Below are 14,155 nucleotides of genomic sequence, written 5' to 3' on the forward strand. Positions count from 1 at the left end.
GGGTTTTGCTCAGCTCAGGGTGGCGATGAACCGCTCGGCGTCGAGGGCGGCGGCACAGCCGGTGCCGGCTGCGGTGATCGCCTGCCGGTACGTGTGGTCGACCAGGTCACCGGCGGCGAACACGCCCGGGACGCTGGTCCGGGTGCCCGGGGCGTCGACCGTGACGTAACCCTCGTCGTCGGTGGCCACCTGGCCGCGGAAGAGCTCGCTGCGCGGGTCGTGGCCGATGGCGACGAACACGCCGGTCACGTCGAGCACCTTGGTCTCGCCGGTGTGCACGTTGCGCAGGCGGACGCCGGCGACCTTGTTGTCCGCGCCGAGGATCTCCTCGACGACGCTGTTCCACTCGACCTTGATCTTGTCGTTGTTCAGCGCCCGGTCGGCCATGATCCGGCTGGCCCGGAACGAGTCGCGCCGGTGGACGATGGTGACCGAGTCGGCGAACCGGGTCAGGAAGCTGGCCTCCTCCATCGCGGAGTCGCCACCACCGACCACCACGATGTGCTGGTTGCGGAAGAAGAAACCGTCACAGGTGGCGCAGGACGACACGCCACGGCCGAGGTACTCCTGCTCGCCGGGGACGCCCAGCGGCCGCCACGCCGAGCCGGTGGCCAGGATGACCGCGCGGGCCTGGTACTCGGTCTCGCCGACCCAGACGCGGCTGGCCGCGCCGGAGCCCGGGGTGCCGGTGTCGGCCAGCTCGACCCGGGTCACGTCGTCGGTGAGGAACTCCGCGCCGAACCGCTCGGCCTGCTTGCGCATGTTGTCCATCAGCTCGGGGCCGAGGATCCCGTCGGCGAAGCCGGGGAAGTTCTCCACCTCGGTGGTGGTCATCAACGCCCCACCGGACTGAACGCCCTCGATGACCAGCGGCTTGAGGTTGGCGCGCGCCGCGTAGACCGCGGCCGTGTAACCGGCCGGCCCGGAGCCGATGATGATCAGGTTGCGGACCTCGTCCACTGCCGTCTCCCGAGTGTGTGTGTTCGCCACCGGCGCGCGCACCGATGTCGATCCGAGCGCCGACGCCTCACGCCGCCGACAACTGACATGCAGAACGTCATCGTACGAAGCAGGGATTCCCGAGCCGGTCATCCGGTGGGTGACGTCACGTGGACGGTCAGGGCCCGACGACCGCGAACCTCACCCTACCCGGGTGCGGTACCGGGTGTCCGCGCCGGAGCCGGGCGCCCCGCAACCGGCGCCGGCCACCACGATCCACCGCTCCCCGGCGGCGTCCAACAGACCGACGACCAGCGCCGGCTCGCCCTGGAAGGCGGCGTACTCCAGCCGGTCGACGGTGATCGGGCCGGCGCCGTGCGCCGCGCCGACCTCGGTCAGGCAGTCGTCGAGCGCCTCGCGGGCGGAGAGCCGTTCGAGACCGGCGAGGGGCAGCGGACGACGCGGAGCGGCGCCCTCCGAGGCGGCGTTGTCCGGGCCGCTGCTCTCCCGCAGCACGCCCGGCCCGGCAGGCGCGCCGGCGAGGCTCTCCGGCGTGTACGAGACGCCGGTGCGCTCGGGCTGGGTGGTGAGCCGGAACTCGCCGGAGGCGGCGCTGTCCTCCCGGGCGCTGCCGGGCGGCTGCCCGCCGTCCGCCGCGCCGTTCTGCGCGGCGGACAGGAACTGCGTCACGCCGAACCCGGCCACGGCCACCGCGGCGGCGGCCACCAGCACCCGACCCGCCTGCCCGGACCAGCGCCGCGACCGGCGTGGCCGCCCCGCCCCGGGAGTGCCCCGACCGGCGGGCCCGACCGTGGCGTCCACGGGGTCGCTGCCGCCGATCACGGCGAGTCGGCGGGCCGCCGCTCCGGCGGGCTGGGTGGGGACGGTGATCGCCGGAACGGCCGGCCCGGCGCCGGCGAGGGCCGCGGCGAGCCGGTCGGCCACCGGGCCCGGCATCTGCTCGGCGGGCTCACCCCAGGCCGCCAGGTCGAGGCCGACCCGGCCGACCGCCGGGGCCAACTCGGCGTACGCCCGGGCCCAGGCGGTGTCCTCGGCCACCAGTCGGGCCACGGTCGCCTCGTCCGGGGTGCCCGTCAACGCTCCACCGACGTAGTCGGCGAGCAGATCGAGGTCGACCTCCCGGAACCGCCCCGCGGTCACGAGTCCTCCCTCTGGTCGGTGGGTCGGGATCGTCCCGACCCTGATCCGACGCCGTCGGGTGGCTGTGGGTTCCCGCCGGTGACGTCCGGCACGTCCGGGCCGCTGCCGGCGCGTCCGCCACCGGTGGGCGGCCCGCCCGGCGGCTCCGCGCCGGTACGCAGGTGCCCGAGCAGCACGGCCAGCCGGGCCCGTCCCCGGGCGCACCGGCTCTTCACCGTCCCCTCGGCCACGTCGAGGATCCGGGCCACCTCGGCCACCGGGTACCCCTGCACGTCGACCAGGACCAGCGCGGCGCGCTGCTCGACCGGCAACTGGGCGAGGGCCTGACGGACCACGAGCGCGGTGTCGTGGTCGGCGACCGGGGCGGCCAACTCCACGCCGCCGGTGGCGCCGGGCTCGTCCGACCGGTGGCCGTCCGGCAGCGGGACGGTGGGATGGGCCTGCCGGCGGCGGATCCGGTCCAGGCAGGCGTTGACCACGATGCGGTGCAGCCAGGTGGTGACCGCGGAGTCCCCCCGGAACCGGGCGGCCGCCCGGTGCGCGGACAGCAGGGCGTCCTGCAGGGCGTCGGCGGCCTCCTCCCGGTCGCCGATGGTGCGTACCGCCACCGCCCAGAGCCGGTCCCGGTGACGGTGGAACAGCTCGGCGAAGGCGTCCCGGTCCCCGGCGACGTGCGCGCGCAGCAGGTCGGCGTCGGAGGCGTCGGCCAGCGGACCGGTGTCGGGCGGCAGCACCGACGGCCGACCGCCGCCCGCTGCCGCTCCCGGGCCGGGCCTGGTCATCGCCGCGTCCCCGGTCGGGGGCGCTCGCAGGGTCGCCGTCGGTTCACTGCACCTTGACCGTGATCTCCTCGACGATGAGCTTGAACCGGCCCGGCTCGATCTCCGGCAGCTCGGTCACCCAGAGGAGGAGGTACTGGTATTTCTGGCCGGCCTCGAAGGCGTCGAAGACCATCTTCGCGCCGTGCTGCTCCAGCTTCGGGCCCACCGGCGTCTTCTGGTACTCCGCCACGAGCTGCTTGTCACCGGCGGAGCTGGACGCGGGGTTGATCGTGCCGGAGAAGAGCTGGGCGGTGGCGCCCTGGTTGGACAGCGACGCCTCGACCGACTTGACCGTCTGCGGCTGCTTCAGGTCGATCAGGATGCCCATGCCCTTCTTCAGGTTGCTGAAGTTGGCGTTGTAGTAGCTGTCGGTCTGCCAGGCCTCGTCCTGGTCGCCGTCCACGACCTTGCCGATGCCGTCGAACTCGTCCCGGGACTTGCTGTCCGGGTCGATCACGCGGACCTGGTCGGCGGCGAGGGGCATGGTCCGGACCACGGCCGGCGGGGACGGCGGGGCGTCCTCGGTGGTGGCCGGGGCGTCCGGCCCGCCGGCCTGCCCGCTGGGGCTGTCGTCGCCGCCGCGCAGGGTGGTGATCCCGACCAGGAGCCCGACCAGGGCGACCGCGAGCAGGCCGGCGATGCCGAGGATGACCTTGCGGCCGCCGGCCGGCGACAGCGGTGAGCGCTCCTCCTCGGTGTCGGCGGTGAAGCGCAGCGGGCCGGCCGATTCGAGGTACTGCTCGTCGGCGGGCACTTCGAGTCGACCCAGCTCGGCGGCGAGCACGTCCGACGAGGGCGGCGCGATCTGCTGGTCGAGCAGGTCCATGGTCAGGTCGTCGAGGTAGGCGGGGATGCCGGCGCGGACCTGCCGGGGCGCGGCGAGCCCGCCACCGGCGTCCCGCATCGCGTCCGGGATGGCCGCCCGGCCGTGCCCGGCGGTCGCGCCGTGCAGCGGCGCCTCGGCGTGCGGCCAGTACCCGGTCAGCGCGAAGTAGAGGACGCCGCCGACCGCCCGCAGGTCGTTCTCCTGGGTGTCCGCGCCGTCGGTGCGGGCGTCGGCGAGCACCACCCGGCCCTCGTCGCTGATCATGACCGTGCCGGGGTGCACGTTGCCGTGCACCATGCCGGTGGCGTGCACGGCGGCGAGCGCGCTGGCCACCGCGTGGCCGATGCTGGTGGCCCTGGCCGGGTCCAGCGGGCCCTCGGCGGTCAGCTCGCGCAGCGACCGGCCGTCCACCCACTCGCGCACCACGTACGCCCGCTCGGCCTCGTCGATGGCGTCGTAGACCCCGACGAGGTTGGGGTGGATGACCCGGCTGGCGGCGACGGCGGCCTGGAGCATCTCGGTGGCCGAGTCACCGCCGGGGTGCCGCAGCACCACGGCGACCGGGCGGCGCAGGATGACGTCGACGCCACGCCACACCTGCCGGCCGGCACTGTCGTTGTTGATGTGCTCGACCAGCTCGTAGCGTTCGGCAAGGATCTCACCGACCGTGGGAGCACCGAAGGTCATGACGGTCGGAGCGCTCTCCTCCGCCTCCTGACCCTCGCCGACCTGGGTCACCCGTCCTCCCTCGGTGATCGTGTCGATCGATGGACCCGCGCTGCTGGGCATGTGGCTTTCCGCTCTGCCTCGTGTGAAGGAACCGGCCGGGTCGTCGACGCGGAGCGCCGCCGGCGGCCGTACCCGTCGAGAGCGACCTTACCTGGGTTGCGTGACTCCCCGACATGTCATCTTGCCGCCGTACCCGCACAGGGTGCCGGTTACGAGTGGCGTGTCCGGTTACGACCGTTGTCAGCCACGTTGCTGGCACATGTACTTGCCAAATCTAGTGGCTGGTGGCAACCGGTGGCCGGGCGGCTCGCCCGAACCGGTGACCAGGTCGACGGCTGCCGGGTTCCCGCCGATCGGCGGGCCATGCTCATCCGTACGGTTGGTTATCCACAGGCCGAACCGCCAGTTGAGCGGCGGCGCGCTGAGTTATCCACAGGTGTGTCCCCAGGTTGGTGATCCACGGTCACCCTCTGTCCACGGGCTCCGCAGCGGTTCCCGGCCCGGCCGTCCCCGACCCGAGCCGCCTTCGGCCCGGGGACGGCGGCGCGGCTCAGCGGCCCAGGCGGCGGCGGACCATGTCCAGCACCTCGGTGATCTCGCGGATCCGCAGCAGCATGGCCAGCCCGAGGTACGTGCCGGCGATCACCGCGCCGCCCACCACCAGCTGGACGATCGCCTCCAGCCGGCTCGGCGTGTCGTCGCCGGGCAGCAGCCCCACCACCAGCAGCCCGACGAGCGCGGCCCCCAGCGCGGCCACCGCAACCCGGCCCAGGGTGCGCAGGATCGCGCCGAGACCGATCCGGCCGACCCGGGGCCGCAGCAGCCAGGCCGAGACGATCGCGGCGGCCAGGTACGACACCGCGTTGCCGATCATCATGCCGGCGGCGGCGAAGGTCGTCGAGAACGCCGCGAACAGCCCGATCTGCACCCCGATCCGCAACGCCACCACCGGAATGTTGACCAGGGCGGGAGTGCGGGTGTCCGGCAGCGCGTAGAAGGCGAAGGTGAACAACTGGCTCACCGCGAACGGCACCAGGGCCAGCGCGGCGACCAGCAGCACCAGCGAGGTGGCGGTGGCGTTCTCCGCGCTGAACGCGCCGTACCGGAAGAGGGTGTTGGCCAGCGGGGTGGCCAGCACCGCGTAGCAGACCGCGATCGGGGCGAGCACCGCGCTGACCGTCCGGGTGCCCTTGGACAGGTCGGCGGCGAGGTCGGCGTACCGGCCGTCGGCGGCGGCGGCGCTCATCCGGGGCATCAGCGCCGTGATGATCGACACGGCGATGATGCCGTGCGCCATCATCAGCAGCAGGAAGACGTTGTTGTAGATCAGCGGACCGGCGGCGTTCTCCTCGCCGGCCCGGTTGAGCAGGTTGAACAGCACGATCAGGCCGATCTGGCTGACCCCGACGTAGCAGAACATCCAGATCCCGAGCCGGCCCAGCTCGGCCAGGCCCAGCGCCCGGAAGTCGAACCGCAGCTTCCACCGGAAGCCGACCGTCCGCAGCGCCGGCAGCAGCCCGAACGCCTGGATCGCCACGCCGAGCAGGGTGCCGCCGCCGATCAGCAGGATCCGGCCGGTGGTCATCTCGTCCGGATCGACGATCTCCGCGCCGAAGATCCCGATGTACGCCAGCGCGGTGCCGATCACCACGACGTTGTTCAGGATCGGCGCCCACATCGGCGCGGCGAAGTGGCCCCGGGTGTTCAGCACCGCGCTGATCAACGCGCTCAACCCGGAGAAGAAGATCATCGGCAGCATCAGCCGGGCCAGCGCGGTGACCAGGCCCTGGTAGCTGTCGCTGGACTGGTCGCTGGAGTAGAGCCAGGTCAGCAGCGGGGCCAGCACCACCGCCAGGACGGCCGCGACGCCGAGCGTGATCACCGCCAGGGTGAGCAGCCGCTGCGCGTACGCCTGCCCCCGGTCGGCGTCGGCCTTGCGCCGACGGACCAGCACCGGAATCAGGACGCTGGTGAGGATGCCGCCGAGCAGGAACTCGTACACCATCCCGGGGAGGATCTGTGCCGTGGTGTACGCGTCACCGACCAGCGCGCCGCCCAGCGCGGCGGTCAGCGCCAGCGTGCGGAGGAACCCCGTACCCCGGCTGACCAGGCTGCCGATCGCCATGACCGCGCTGTTCGTCGCCGCGCTCGTCTCGGCCACCTGCTCCTGGGGCGGCGCGGTGGACTCCATCGCCGGCTGGTTGAGCGGCTCCGCCGCGATGTACGTCGCGTCGTCCGGCCGACGACGGTCGTCCCAGGCACGGTCGTCCCTGGCACGGTCGTCCCTGGCACGGTCGTGCCAAGCGTCGGGTCCACGGCGGTCGGCCCGCACTTCGTGCCGGTGGCGGTCGTCCCAGGCGTCGTGGGCAGGACGGGCGCCCCAGGCGTCGTGGGCAGGACGGACGCCCCAGGCGTCGTGGGCAGGACGGTCCTCCCGGGCGTCGTGGGCAGGACGGGCGCCCCGGGCGTCGTGCCGGCGGCGGTCGTCCCAGTCCGCCTGACGGTGCCGACCGCGGTCGTCCTCCCGGCCGTCGCCGGGCCGACCGTGGCCGTCCTCCCGGCCGTCGTGTCGCTGGCGGTCGTCCTCCCGGCCGTCGTCCGGACGGCGGTCGCCCCCCCACCCGGCGTTCGCGCTGCGGTAGAGCCCGCCGCTCATCGAGCCTCCCCAAGGGGTTCTGGTCGCCGGGCGCCGGCCCGCACACGAACACGACCTTAGTCAACGGCTGCGGTGATCGCGCCCGGCGGACCGGATCACCCCCGGGGCCGCTAGGCTGGCGCTCCGATGTCCGAAGTCTCCGTACCCCACGCCACCGACCGTCGCCAGCTCACCGCAGCCCAGCGCAACGCCGTCGCCGAACTGCTCCGTGTCTCCCCGGTCGCCGACGAGCTGGGCCGCCGGTTCGCCCGCGCCGGCCACGAGCTGCACCTGGTGGGCGGCTCGGTGCGGGACGCCCTGCTCGGACGGCTCGGTGACGACCTCGACTTCTGCACCGACGCGCATCCGGACCAGACGCTGGCGGTGCTCCGGGGCTGGGCAGAGTCGGTCTGGGAGACCGGGCGGGAGTTCGGCACCATCGGCGCGCAGCGCGCCGGCCTCCGGCTGGAGATCACCACCTACCGCGCCGAGTCGTACGACCAGGTCAGCCGGAACCCGGTGGTGGCGTACGGGACGAACCTGGTCGACGACCTGCGACGGCGCGACTTCACCGTCAACGCGATGGCGGTGAGCCTGCCCGAGCACCGGTTCACCGACCCGTACGGCGGTCTGGACGACCTCGCCGCGAAGGTGATCCGTACCCCGGGCACGCCCCGGGAGTCGTTCGGTGACGATCCGCTGCGGATGCTGCGCGCGGCGCGGTTCGCCGCGCAGCTCCGCTTCGCGGTGCACCCGGACGTGCGCGCGGCGATGACCCGGATGGCCGCCGACCTGGACCGGATCACCGCCGAGCGGATCCGCGACGAGTTCACCAAGCTGCTCTGCGGCGCGGACCCGGTCACCGGGCTGCGGCTGCTCGTCGACACCGGCCTGGCCGAGCGGTTCCTGCCCGAGCTGACCGGGCTCAAGCTGGAGATCGACGAGCACGCCCAGCACAAGGACGTCTACGAGCACACGCTGACCGTGGTGAGCAACGCGGTCGGGCTGGAGGACGACGGCTGCGACTTCGTGCTGCGGATGGCCGCCCTCATGCACGACGTCGGCAAGCCGGCGACCAAGGCGGTCGGCGGGGACGGCCGGGTCAGCTTCCACCACCACGAGGTGGTCGGCGCGCGGCTGACCAAGGCCCGGATGAAGGCCATGCGGTACCCGAAGGACGTCACCGCCCAGGTCACCAAGCTGGTCGGCCTGCACCTGCGGTTCTACGGGTACGGCCGGGGCGAGTGGACCGACTCGGCGGTGCGCCGGTACGTCACCGACGCCGGTGACCTGCTGTCCCGCCTGCACAAGCTGACCCGCTCGGACTGCACCACCCGCAACCGGCGCAAGGCGGCCCAGTTGGCCGCCGACTACGCCGCGCTGGAGGAGCGGATCGACCGCATCGCCGCCGAGGAGGACCTGGCCCGGGTCCGCCCGGACCTGGACGGCAACGCGATCATGGAGCTGCTCGGCGTGCCCCCGGGGCCGATCGTCGGCCGGGCCTGGAAACACCTCAAGGACGTACGCCTGGAACGTGGCCCGCTCGACCGGGACGCCGCCGAGGCGGAGCTGTTGCGCTGGGCCCGCGCCGAGGGCCTGGTCGACTGACCTCGCCGGACCCCGGCGGCCCGACCCGGTCGGGTCAGTCGGTCGGCTCCACCGTCAGCAGCCAGAGGTGCCCGTCCGGGTCGGCGAGGGCGGCACTGAACCCCCAGGGCTGCCGCGCCGGCTCGGTGACGACGGCGGCGCCCGCGGTCCGGGCGCGCTCGACCAGCCGGTCGACCTCCTCCGGCGAGGTCAGGGAGAGGCCGAGCAGGCATTCGCTCTGCCCACGTGGGGCGACCTCGTGCGGGCTGACGACCCAACCGAACCCACCGGTGGGCACCAGCATGAGGCGCAGGCCCTCGTTGACGTCGAACTGCAACGGCTCGGGAATGCCGTCGTCGGCCGGCTCGCCGACGGCGGTGAGGCCGAGAGCCTCCCGGTAGAAGCGGAACGACGTCGGTCGGTCGGCGATCGGCAGGCCGAGGACCACGGGCGAGTGACGCGGTACGACAGAGGTCATGCCGGATACCTACCAGACGCCTGTGACAGCGGGCCCCGCCCGACGGCGCGTGCGGGGCCCGACGTACGTCCGGGTTACCTGCCGGCCTCGACCGCCGTGGTCGGCGTGCCGTTCTCGCCACGCGCCGAGCCGAGCTTCGCCAACAGGCCGGCCAGGTCGATGCCGGTCAGGTCGGAGCCGAGCTGGAGGCCCTGGGCGACGTTGCCGGCCACCGACTTCGTCAGCGACGACGCGCCGTCGGTGGAGATGACCGTCATCTTGTCGATCGCGCCGATCGGGGCGCTGGCCGCCTCGACCACCTGCGGCAGCACCCGGACCAGCAGGTCCAGCACGGCCGCCTCGCCGTACGCGGCGAACGCCTCCGCCTTGCGGGCCATCGCCTCCGCCTCGGCCTGCCCCTTGGCCAGGATCGCCTCGGCCTCGGCGCGGCCCTCCCGCTCGACCGCCTCGGCGATCGCGGACCGCCGCCGCTGTTCCGCCTCGCCCTCCTTGGCGCCCTCGATCGCGTTGGCCTCGGCCAGCGCGGCCCGGCGGGCCCGCTCGCCCTCACCGGTCAGCCGGGCCTGCTCGGCGGACGCCTGCGCGGCGGCGATGACGGACTGGCGCTGCGCGTCGGCGTTGAGCACCGCCGCGTTGCGGGACGCCTCGGCCTCCTGCTCGACCTTGTACCGGGCCGCGTCGGCCGGCTTGCGGACCTCGGTGTCGAGCTGACGCTGCTTGAGCTCGGCGTTGCGCTCGGCCACCTTCTGCTGCTCGGAGAGGATCGCCTGGTCGCGTTCGGCCTGGGCGAGCGGCCCGGCCGCCGCGGACTTGGCCTTCGCCGCGTCGATCTCGGCCTGGATGGCGGCCTGCTTCAGCGACAGGTTCCGGTTGGCCTCGGCGATGGCCTCCTCGGCCAGCAGCCGCTCCTGCTCGGCCTGCTGCCGGGCCCGCGCCTCGGCGATCGCCGCGTCCTTGAGCACCCGGGCCGCCTCCGGCCGACCCAGGTCCGCCAGGTAGGAGCCCTCGGCCAGGATGTCCTGGAGCTGGAAGGTGTCCAGCACCAGCCCCTGGTTGGTCATCGAGTGCTCGGCCTCCTCGGCGACCGCGCTGGCGAAGGCCGCCCGGTCCCGGATGACCTCCTCGACGGTGAGCCGGCCGACGATCGAGCGCAGCGCGCCGGCCAGCACCTCCCGGGTGAAGTCCTCGATCTCGTCCTGCTGGTGCAGGAACCGCTGGGCGGCGGCGCGGATCGCGTCCTCGGTGCCGCCGACCTTGACGATGGCGACGCCGTGCAGGTCGGTGCGGATGCCCTGCTTGCTGACCGCGCCCCGGATGCCGACGTCGATCCGGCGGCTGGACAGATCCAGCGACTGGAGTTTCTGCACCACCGGCAGGACGAAGACGGAAGCGCCGAGGACGACCTTCTGCCCGGACATGTCGGTCTGCCGCCCGCCGTCGGCGGTCTGGGTGGTCCGGCCCCGACGGCCGGTCACGATGAACGCCTGGTTCGGCCCGGCCACCTTGATCCGGGAGAGCACGAACATGACGAGGACGAGGAGCAGGAGCACCGCGCCACCGACGGCGATGAGGAGAGGCATGAGGGGGTTTCCGTCTCTCTGGGGAAAGGAGTTCAGTACGTTTCGACGTGCACGCTGGTCTCGCTGAGCGCTTCCACCACGAAGATCTGTGCGCCCACCGGCAGCGGCCGGTCGGCCCGCGCGTTGAGCTTCACCGGCTGCCCGGCGAGGCGTACCCGCACCTCGCCGTACCCGCTGGTCGGGATCGGGGTGACCACCAGGCCGAGCGCGCCGACCAGGTGGTGACGGGTGGGCGTGGCGTCGGTGGGCATGTCCCGGGCCGCGCGGCTCAGCCGGCCGGCGAACCACGCGGTGGGCACCGCCGCGACCACGCCGGCGGCGACCGCCCCGGCCACCAGGGCGGGGGTACGCGCGCCGAGCAGCTCGTTGGCGATCGCCCCGCCGAAGCCGAACGCCCCGGCGAACCCGGCGATCACCTCCACCGAGACCGGCCCGTCGACGTCGGGCAGCAGGGCGTGCAGCAGCTCGCCGCCGAGCAGGGCGAGCGCCAGCACCGCGACGCCGGCCGCGCCGATGACGAGGAAGATCAACGTTCCGCTGGCCACACCTCGAACGCTAGGGGCCGGGGTCAACCCCGCGAGCGGGGGCCGGACCGGGCCGACGTGGCAATCAGCGGGCACTGGGCGTGCCGATCGACGGTCGGCGGGCGGTTGACGGACGTGCTGCGGGCCCGGAGCCGACCGGCTCCGGGCCCGCAGCTACCGGTTGCTCAGGAGCTGGTGCAGGTGATGTTGCTGGGCGGGGTGGCGCCGTTGCCGGTGGCGGTGAACCCGAACGTGGTCGAGGCGTTCGCGCCCAACGCGCCGTTGTAGGGCGCGTTCCGGACGGTGACCGTGCCGGTGGTGCCCGTGTTGACGCCGCTCCAGAGGCTGCTGATGGTCTGGCCGCCGGCCAGGGTCAGGCTGACCGTCCAGCCGTTGACCGCGCTGGTCGTGTTGTTGGCCACGGTGACCTCGCCCTGGAAGCCGTCCGGCCAACTGTTGACCGCCTTGTAGGTGGCGACACAGGTGCCCGGTCCGCCGGTCGGCGGCGGGGTCGTGGGCGCGGGGGTGGTCGGCGCCGGGGTGGTGGGGGCCGGAGTCGTCGGCGCCGGAGTGGTGGGGGCCGGGGTGGTCGGCGCCGGGGTGGTGGGAACCGGAGTGGTGGACTGGAACTGGTTGAAGAACCGCCAGATCTCCCCCGAGGTCCAGGTCCGGGAGTCGTTCGGGCTGCCCGACCCGTCGACCGGGCTGGGCGTGTGGTCCCCGTCGAACGCCGCCCACTGCACCGGGTAACCGGCGCGGCAGCCGGAGTACGCGGTGGTGATGTGGGTGAGGGTGTTCCGGGCGGGCTCCGGCGGGTTCTGCACGGCGCAGCCGTTGTTCCGGACGAACGTGTCGCGCAACTGCCGGCCCCTGGAGATGCTCAGCACGCTGTCGTAGGTGCCGTGGATGCCGAAGTAGGGGACCGGCTGGGTGCCGCCGCTGCACCCGCTGAGCTGGGCGCCGGACAGCACGGCGACGGCGCGGATGACGGTGGGCCGGGCGCAGGCCACCGCGTAGCTCATCCCCCCGCCGTAGCTCCACCCCAGGGCGAAGCGCTGGGTCGTGTCGACGCAGAGGTCGTTCTCGACCTGCCGGGAGATGTCGTCGAAGAGGGTCAGGTCCCGGCCGTTGGTGTTGGCCCAGCCGGCGTCGATGCCCTGCGGCGCGACAAAGATCGTGCTGTTGTTCGACAGCGGCAGGAGACCGTAGTAGCCGGCCGAGGAGACGTTCTGGGCCGAGCCGTTCAGCCAGTGGAAGCCGAAGACCAGCCGGTAGGGGCGGTTGCGGTCGTACCCGTCCGGGATCCGCAGGATGTAGCTGCGGTTCTGGCCGCCGCTGGAGATGGTGCGGGTCCCGTTGCTCAGCGTCGGGGCCTTTCCGCAGCCGGCGGTCGTGGCGAGAACGCCGGGCGCCGCGGCGGCCTCCGCCACGTTGCCGGCGCTGCCGCTCAGCACGCCACCGGCGGTGGCCGCGAGGAGCACCACCGCGGCGGCGACGGACGGGACGAGGTGTCGGTATCTCACCGGGTAGCGCCGGAGGGTGGCGCGACCGGTGGGTGGGGCGGTGACGTCAGGTTGGACGTCACCGGCGCTTGCTGGTGATGGCATGGGCGTCGATCCTTCCGTTGCGGGCCGGCCTGCTCGTGCTGGCCGGTGCGGTGTGCGCACTGTGCGTGCGGGCCGCCCGCCGGTGCCGGAGGCGCTGGTGACGGGGCATCGGAAGCTGGGCATGCGGGCCCGGGACCGAGGTCGTCCGGCGACCGTCGTCGGTCGCCCGGCATCGGTGGAGCGGCCCGGACTGGTCACCGATCGGCAGCGGCGACGAGACCCGGCATGCTCGGCGTGTGTCGCTGCCCGGAACGGGGGTGACCGGGAACGTGCCCTTCGTTCCCGGACGAAAAATAGCAGAATGTCGATTAGTGAGCAATGGCGCGGGTTGTCCCGGACACCTGACGTACTCCCGCTGCCCGGGGGCGGGACAATGGCCGGATGCGCTGGACCGTGCTCGACACCCCGATCGGGGACCTCTCCGTGGCCGTGGCGGACGGGGCGGTCTGCGGTGTGCGCTTCGGCCGGGTGGAGCCGCCGACCGCCGAGCCGCCCGGTGGGCCGCCGGCCACCGAGTCGCCCGCCGGTCCGCCGGCCGCTGAGCCGCCGGGCGGGCCTGGCGCTGGCGACGACGAGCTGTCCCGGTGGGCGGCGGCGGAGCTGGACGCGTACTTCGCGGGCGAGCTGACCGGGTTCACCGTGCCGGTGGCGGTCCGCCGGGGCTCGGAGTTCGAGCGCGCCGTCTGGCAGGCGATGACCCGCATCCCGTACGGCGGGACGCTCACCTACGGTGAGGTGGCGAAGGCGCTCGGCGATCCGGGGGCGGCGCGGGCGGTCGGGGTGGCCTGCAACCGCAACCCGCTGCCGGTGATCGTCCCCTGCCACCGGATCGTCGGGGCCGGCGGAAAGCTTGTCGGTTTCGGCGGCGGCCTGCCCCGCAAGGTCCACCTGCTGGAGTTGGAGGCCCGGGTGACCCTGCAACGCGCCTGGTCCTGACCGGTTGGGCGCAGGAGCAGTTGGCGGCTGGTGTCGGCTCCGTCAGGAGGGCAGATTTCCGTCCGGCCGCAGCCCGGCGATGAAGGCCGTCCAGGCGACCGAGGGGTAGACCAGGGTTGGCCCGGTGCGGTCCTTGCTGTCGCGTACGGCGACGCGTCGTGCACGCCGCCGCGCTGCGCCGATGGTTGGCCCCGTACCGCAGGGGCAGTCCACGCCCGGCCCCGCTGCTGACCCGCACGTGGCGGCTGCGGCTCGGCACGGCGACGGGTGAACCGGGTCGGCTGCCGGAATGTGCGACGTCCCCACAGCGCTCGGGACGAAGATCGGGGCAG

Annotated in this window: 11 protein-coding genes and 1 pseudogene; 2 read left to right on the plus strand and 10 right to left on the minus strand. The window is 73.4% G+C overall.

Annotated features, from left to right (window positions below):
* Positions 1-9: 9 nt before the first annotated feature.
* From trxB to murJ, 5 genes are all read right to left on the minus strand, one after another.
* Positions 10-960, minus strand: coding sequence for a thioredoxin-disulfide reductase (gene trxB / locus O7606_RS19115; RefSeq protein ID WP_281595386.1), 951 nt, complete (start codon positions 958-960; stop codon positions 10-12).
* Positions 961-1,140: 180 nt separating this feature from the next.
* Complete coding sequence (locus tag O7606_RS19120; RefSeq protein ID WP_281595387.1) at positions 1,141-2,100, minus strand: hypothetical protein; 960 nt, start codon at positions 2,098-2,100, stop codon at positions 1,141-1,143.
* A complete protein-coding gene (gene sigM / locus O7606_RS19125; protein WP_281595388.1) occupies positions 2,097-2,882 on the minus strand; it encodes an RNA polymerase sigma factor SigM in 786 nt (261 codons plus the stop codon). Before sigM ends, O7606_RS19120 begins: the two co-directional genes overlap by 4 nt.
* Positions 2,883-2,925: 43 nt before the next feature.
* A complete protein-coding gene (locus O7606_RS19130) occupies positions 2,926-4,536 on the minus strand; it encodes a protein kinase family protein (RefSeq protein ID WP_281595389.1) in 1,611 nt (536 codons plus the stop codon).
* A 490-nt stretch (positions 4,537-5,026) separates the two neighbouring features.
* Complete coding sequence (murJ, locus tag O7606_RS19135; protein ID WP_281595390.1) at positions 5,027-7,132, minus strand: murein biosynthesis integral membrane protein MurJ; 2,106 nt, start codon at positions 7,130-7,132, stop codon at positions 5,027-5,029.
* 126 nt (positions 7,133-7,258) lie between these two features.
* Between murJ and O7606_RS19140 the strand changes: the two genes are divergently transcribed.
* Entirely contained in the window at positions 7,259-8,719 is a 1,461-nt protein-coding gene (locus O7606_RS19140; protein WP_281595391.1) for a CCA tRNA nucleotidyltransferase, read from the plus strand.
* A gap of 34 nt (positions 8,720-8,753) precedes the next feature.
* Here the strand turns inward: O7606_RS19140 and O7606_RS19145 are convergent, their stop codons facing one another.
* The 4 genes from O7606_RS19145 to O7606_RS19160 form a co-directional block, all read right to left on the minus strand.
* A complete protein-coding gene (locus O7606_RS19145; RefSeq protein WP_281595392.1) occupies positions 8,754-9,176 on the minus strand; it encodes a VOC family protein in 423 nt (140 codons plus the stop codon).
* A gap of 74 nt (positions 9,177-9,250) precedes the next feature.
* Positions 9,251-10,756, minus strand: a complete 1,506-nt coding sequence (locus O7606_RS19150) for an SPFH domain-containing protein (protein WP_281595393.1) — start codon at positions 10,754-10,756, stop codon at positions 9,251-9,253.
* 32 nt (positions 10,757-10,788) lie between these two features.
* A complete protein-coding gene (locus O7606_RS19155) occupies positions 10,789-11,301 on the minus strand; it encodes a hypothetical protein (RefSeq protein WP_281595394.1) in 513 nt (170 codons plus the stop codon).
* A gap of 164 nt (positions 11,302-11,465) precedes the next feature.
* A complete protein-coding gene (locus O7606_RS19160; RefSeq protein ID WP_281595395.1) occupies positions 11,466-12,887 on the minus strand; it encodes a cellulose binding domain-containing protein in 1,422 nt (473 codons plus the stop codon).
* 381 nt (positions 12,888-13,268) lie between these two features.
* Between O7606_RS19160 and O7606_RS19165 the strand changes: the two genes are divergently transcribed.
* Positions 13,269-13,823, plus strand: coding sequence for a methylated-DNA--[protein]-cysteine S-methyltransferase (locus tag O7606_RS19165; RefSeq protein ID WP_281595396.1), 555 nt, complete (start codon positions 13,269-13,271; stop codon positions 13,821-13,823).
* Positions 13,824-13,865: 42 nt separating this feature from the next.
* Here O7606_RS19165 and O7606_RS19170 read toward each other — a convergent pair.
* Positions 13,866-13,985 (minus strand): annotated as a pseudogene (locus O7606_RS19170) (DUF397 domain-containing protein); the annotation flags it as partial.
* Between the last annotated feature and the right edge of the window lie 170 nt (positions 13,986-14,155).

It is taken from the genome of Micromonospora sp. WMMD882 (genome assembly GCF_027497255.1).
Classification (GTDB): Bacteria; Actinomycetota; Actinomycetes; order Mycobacteriales; family Micromonosporaceae; genus Micromonospora.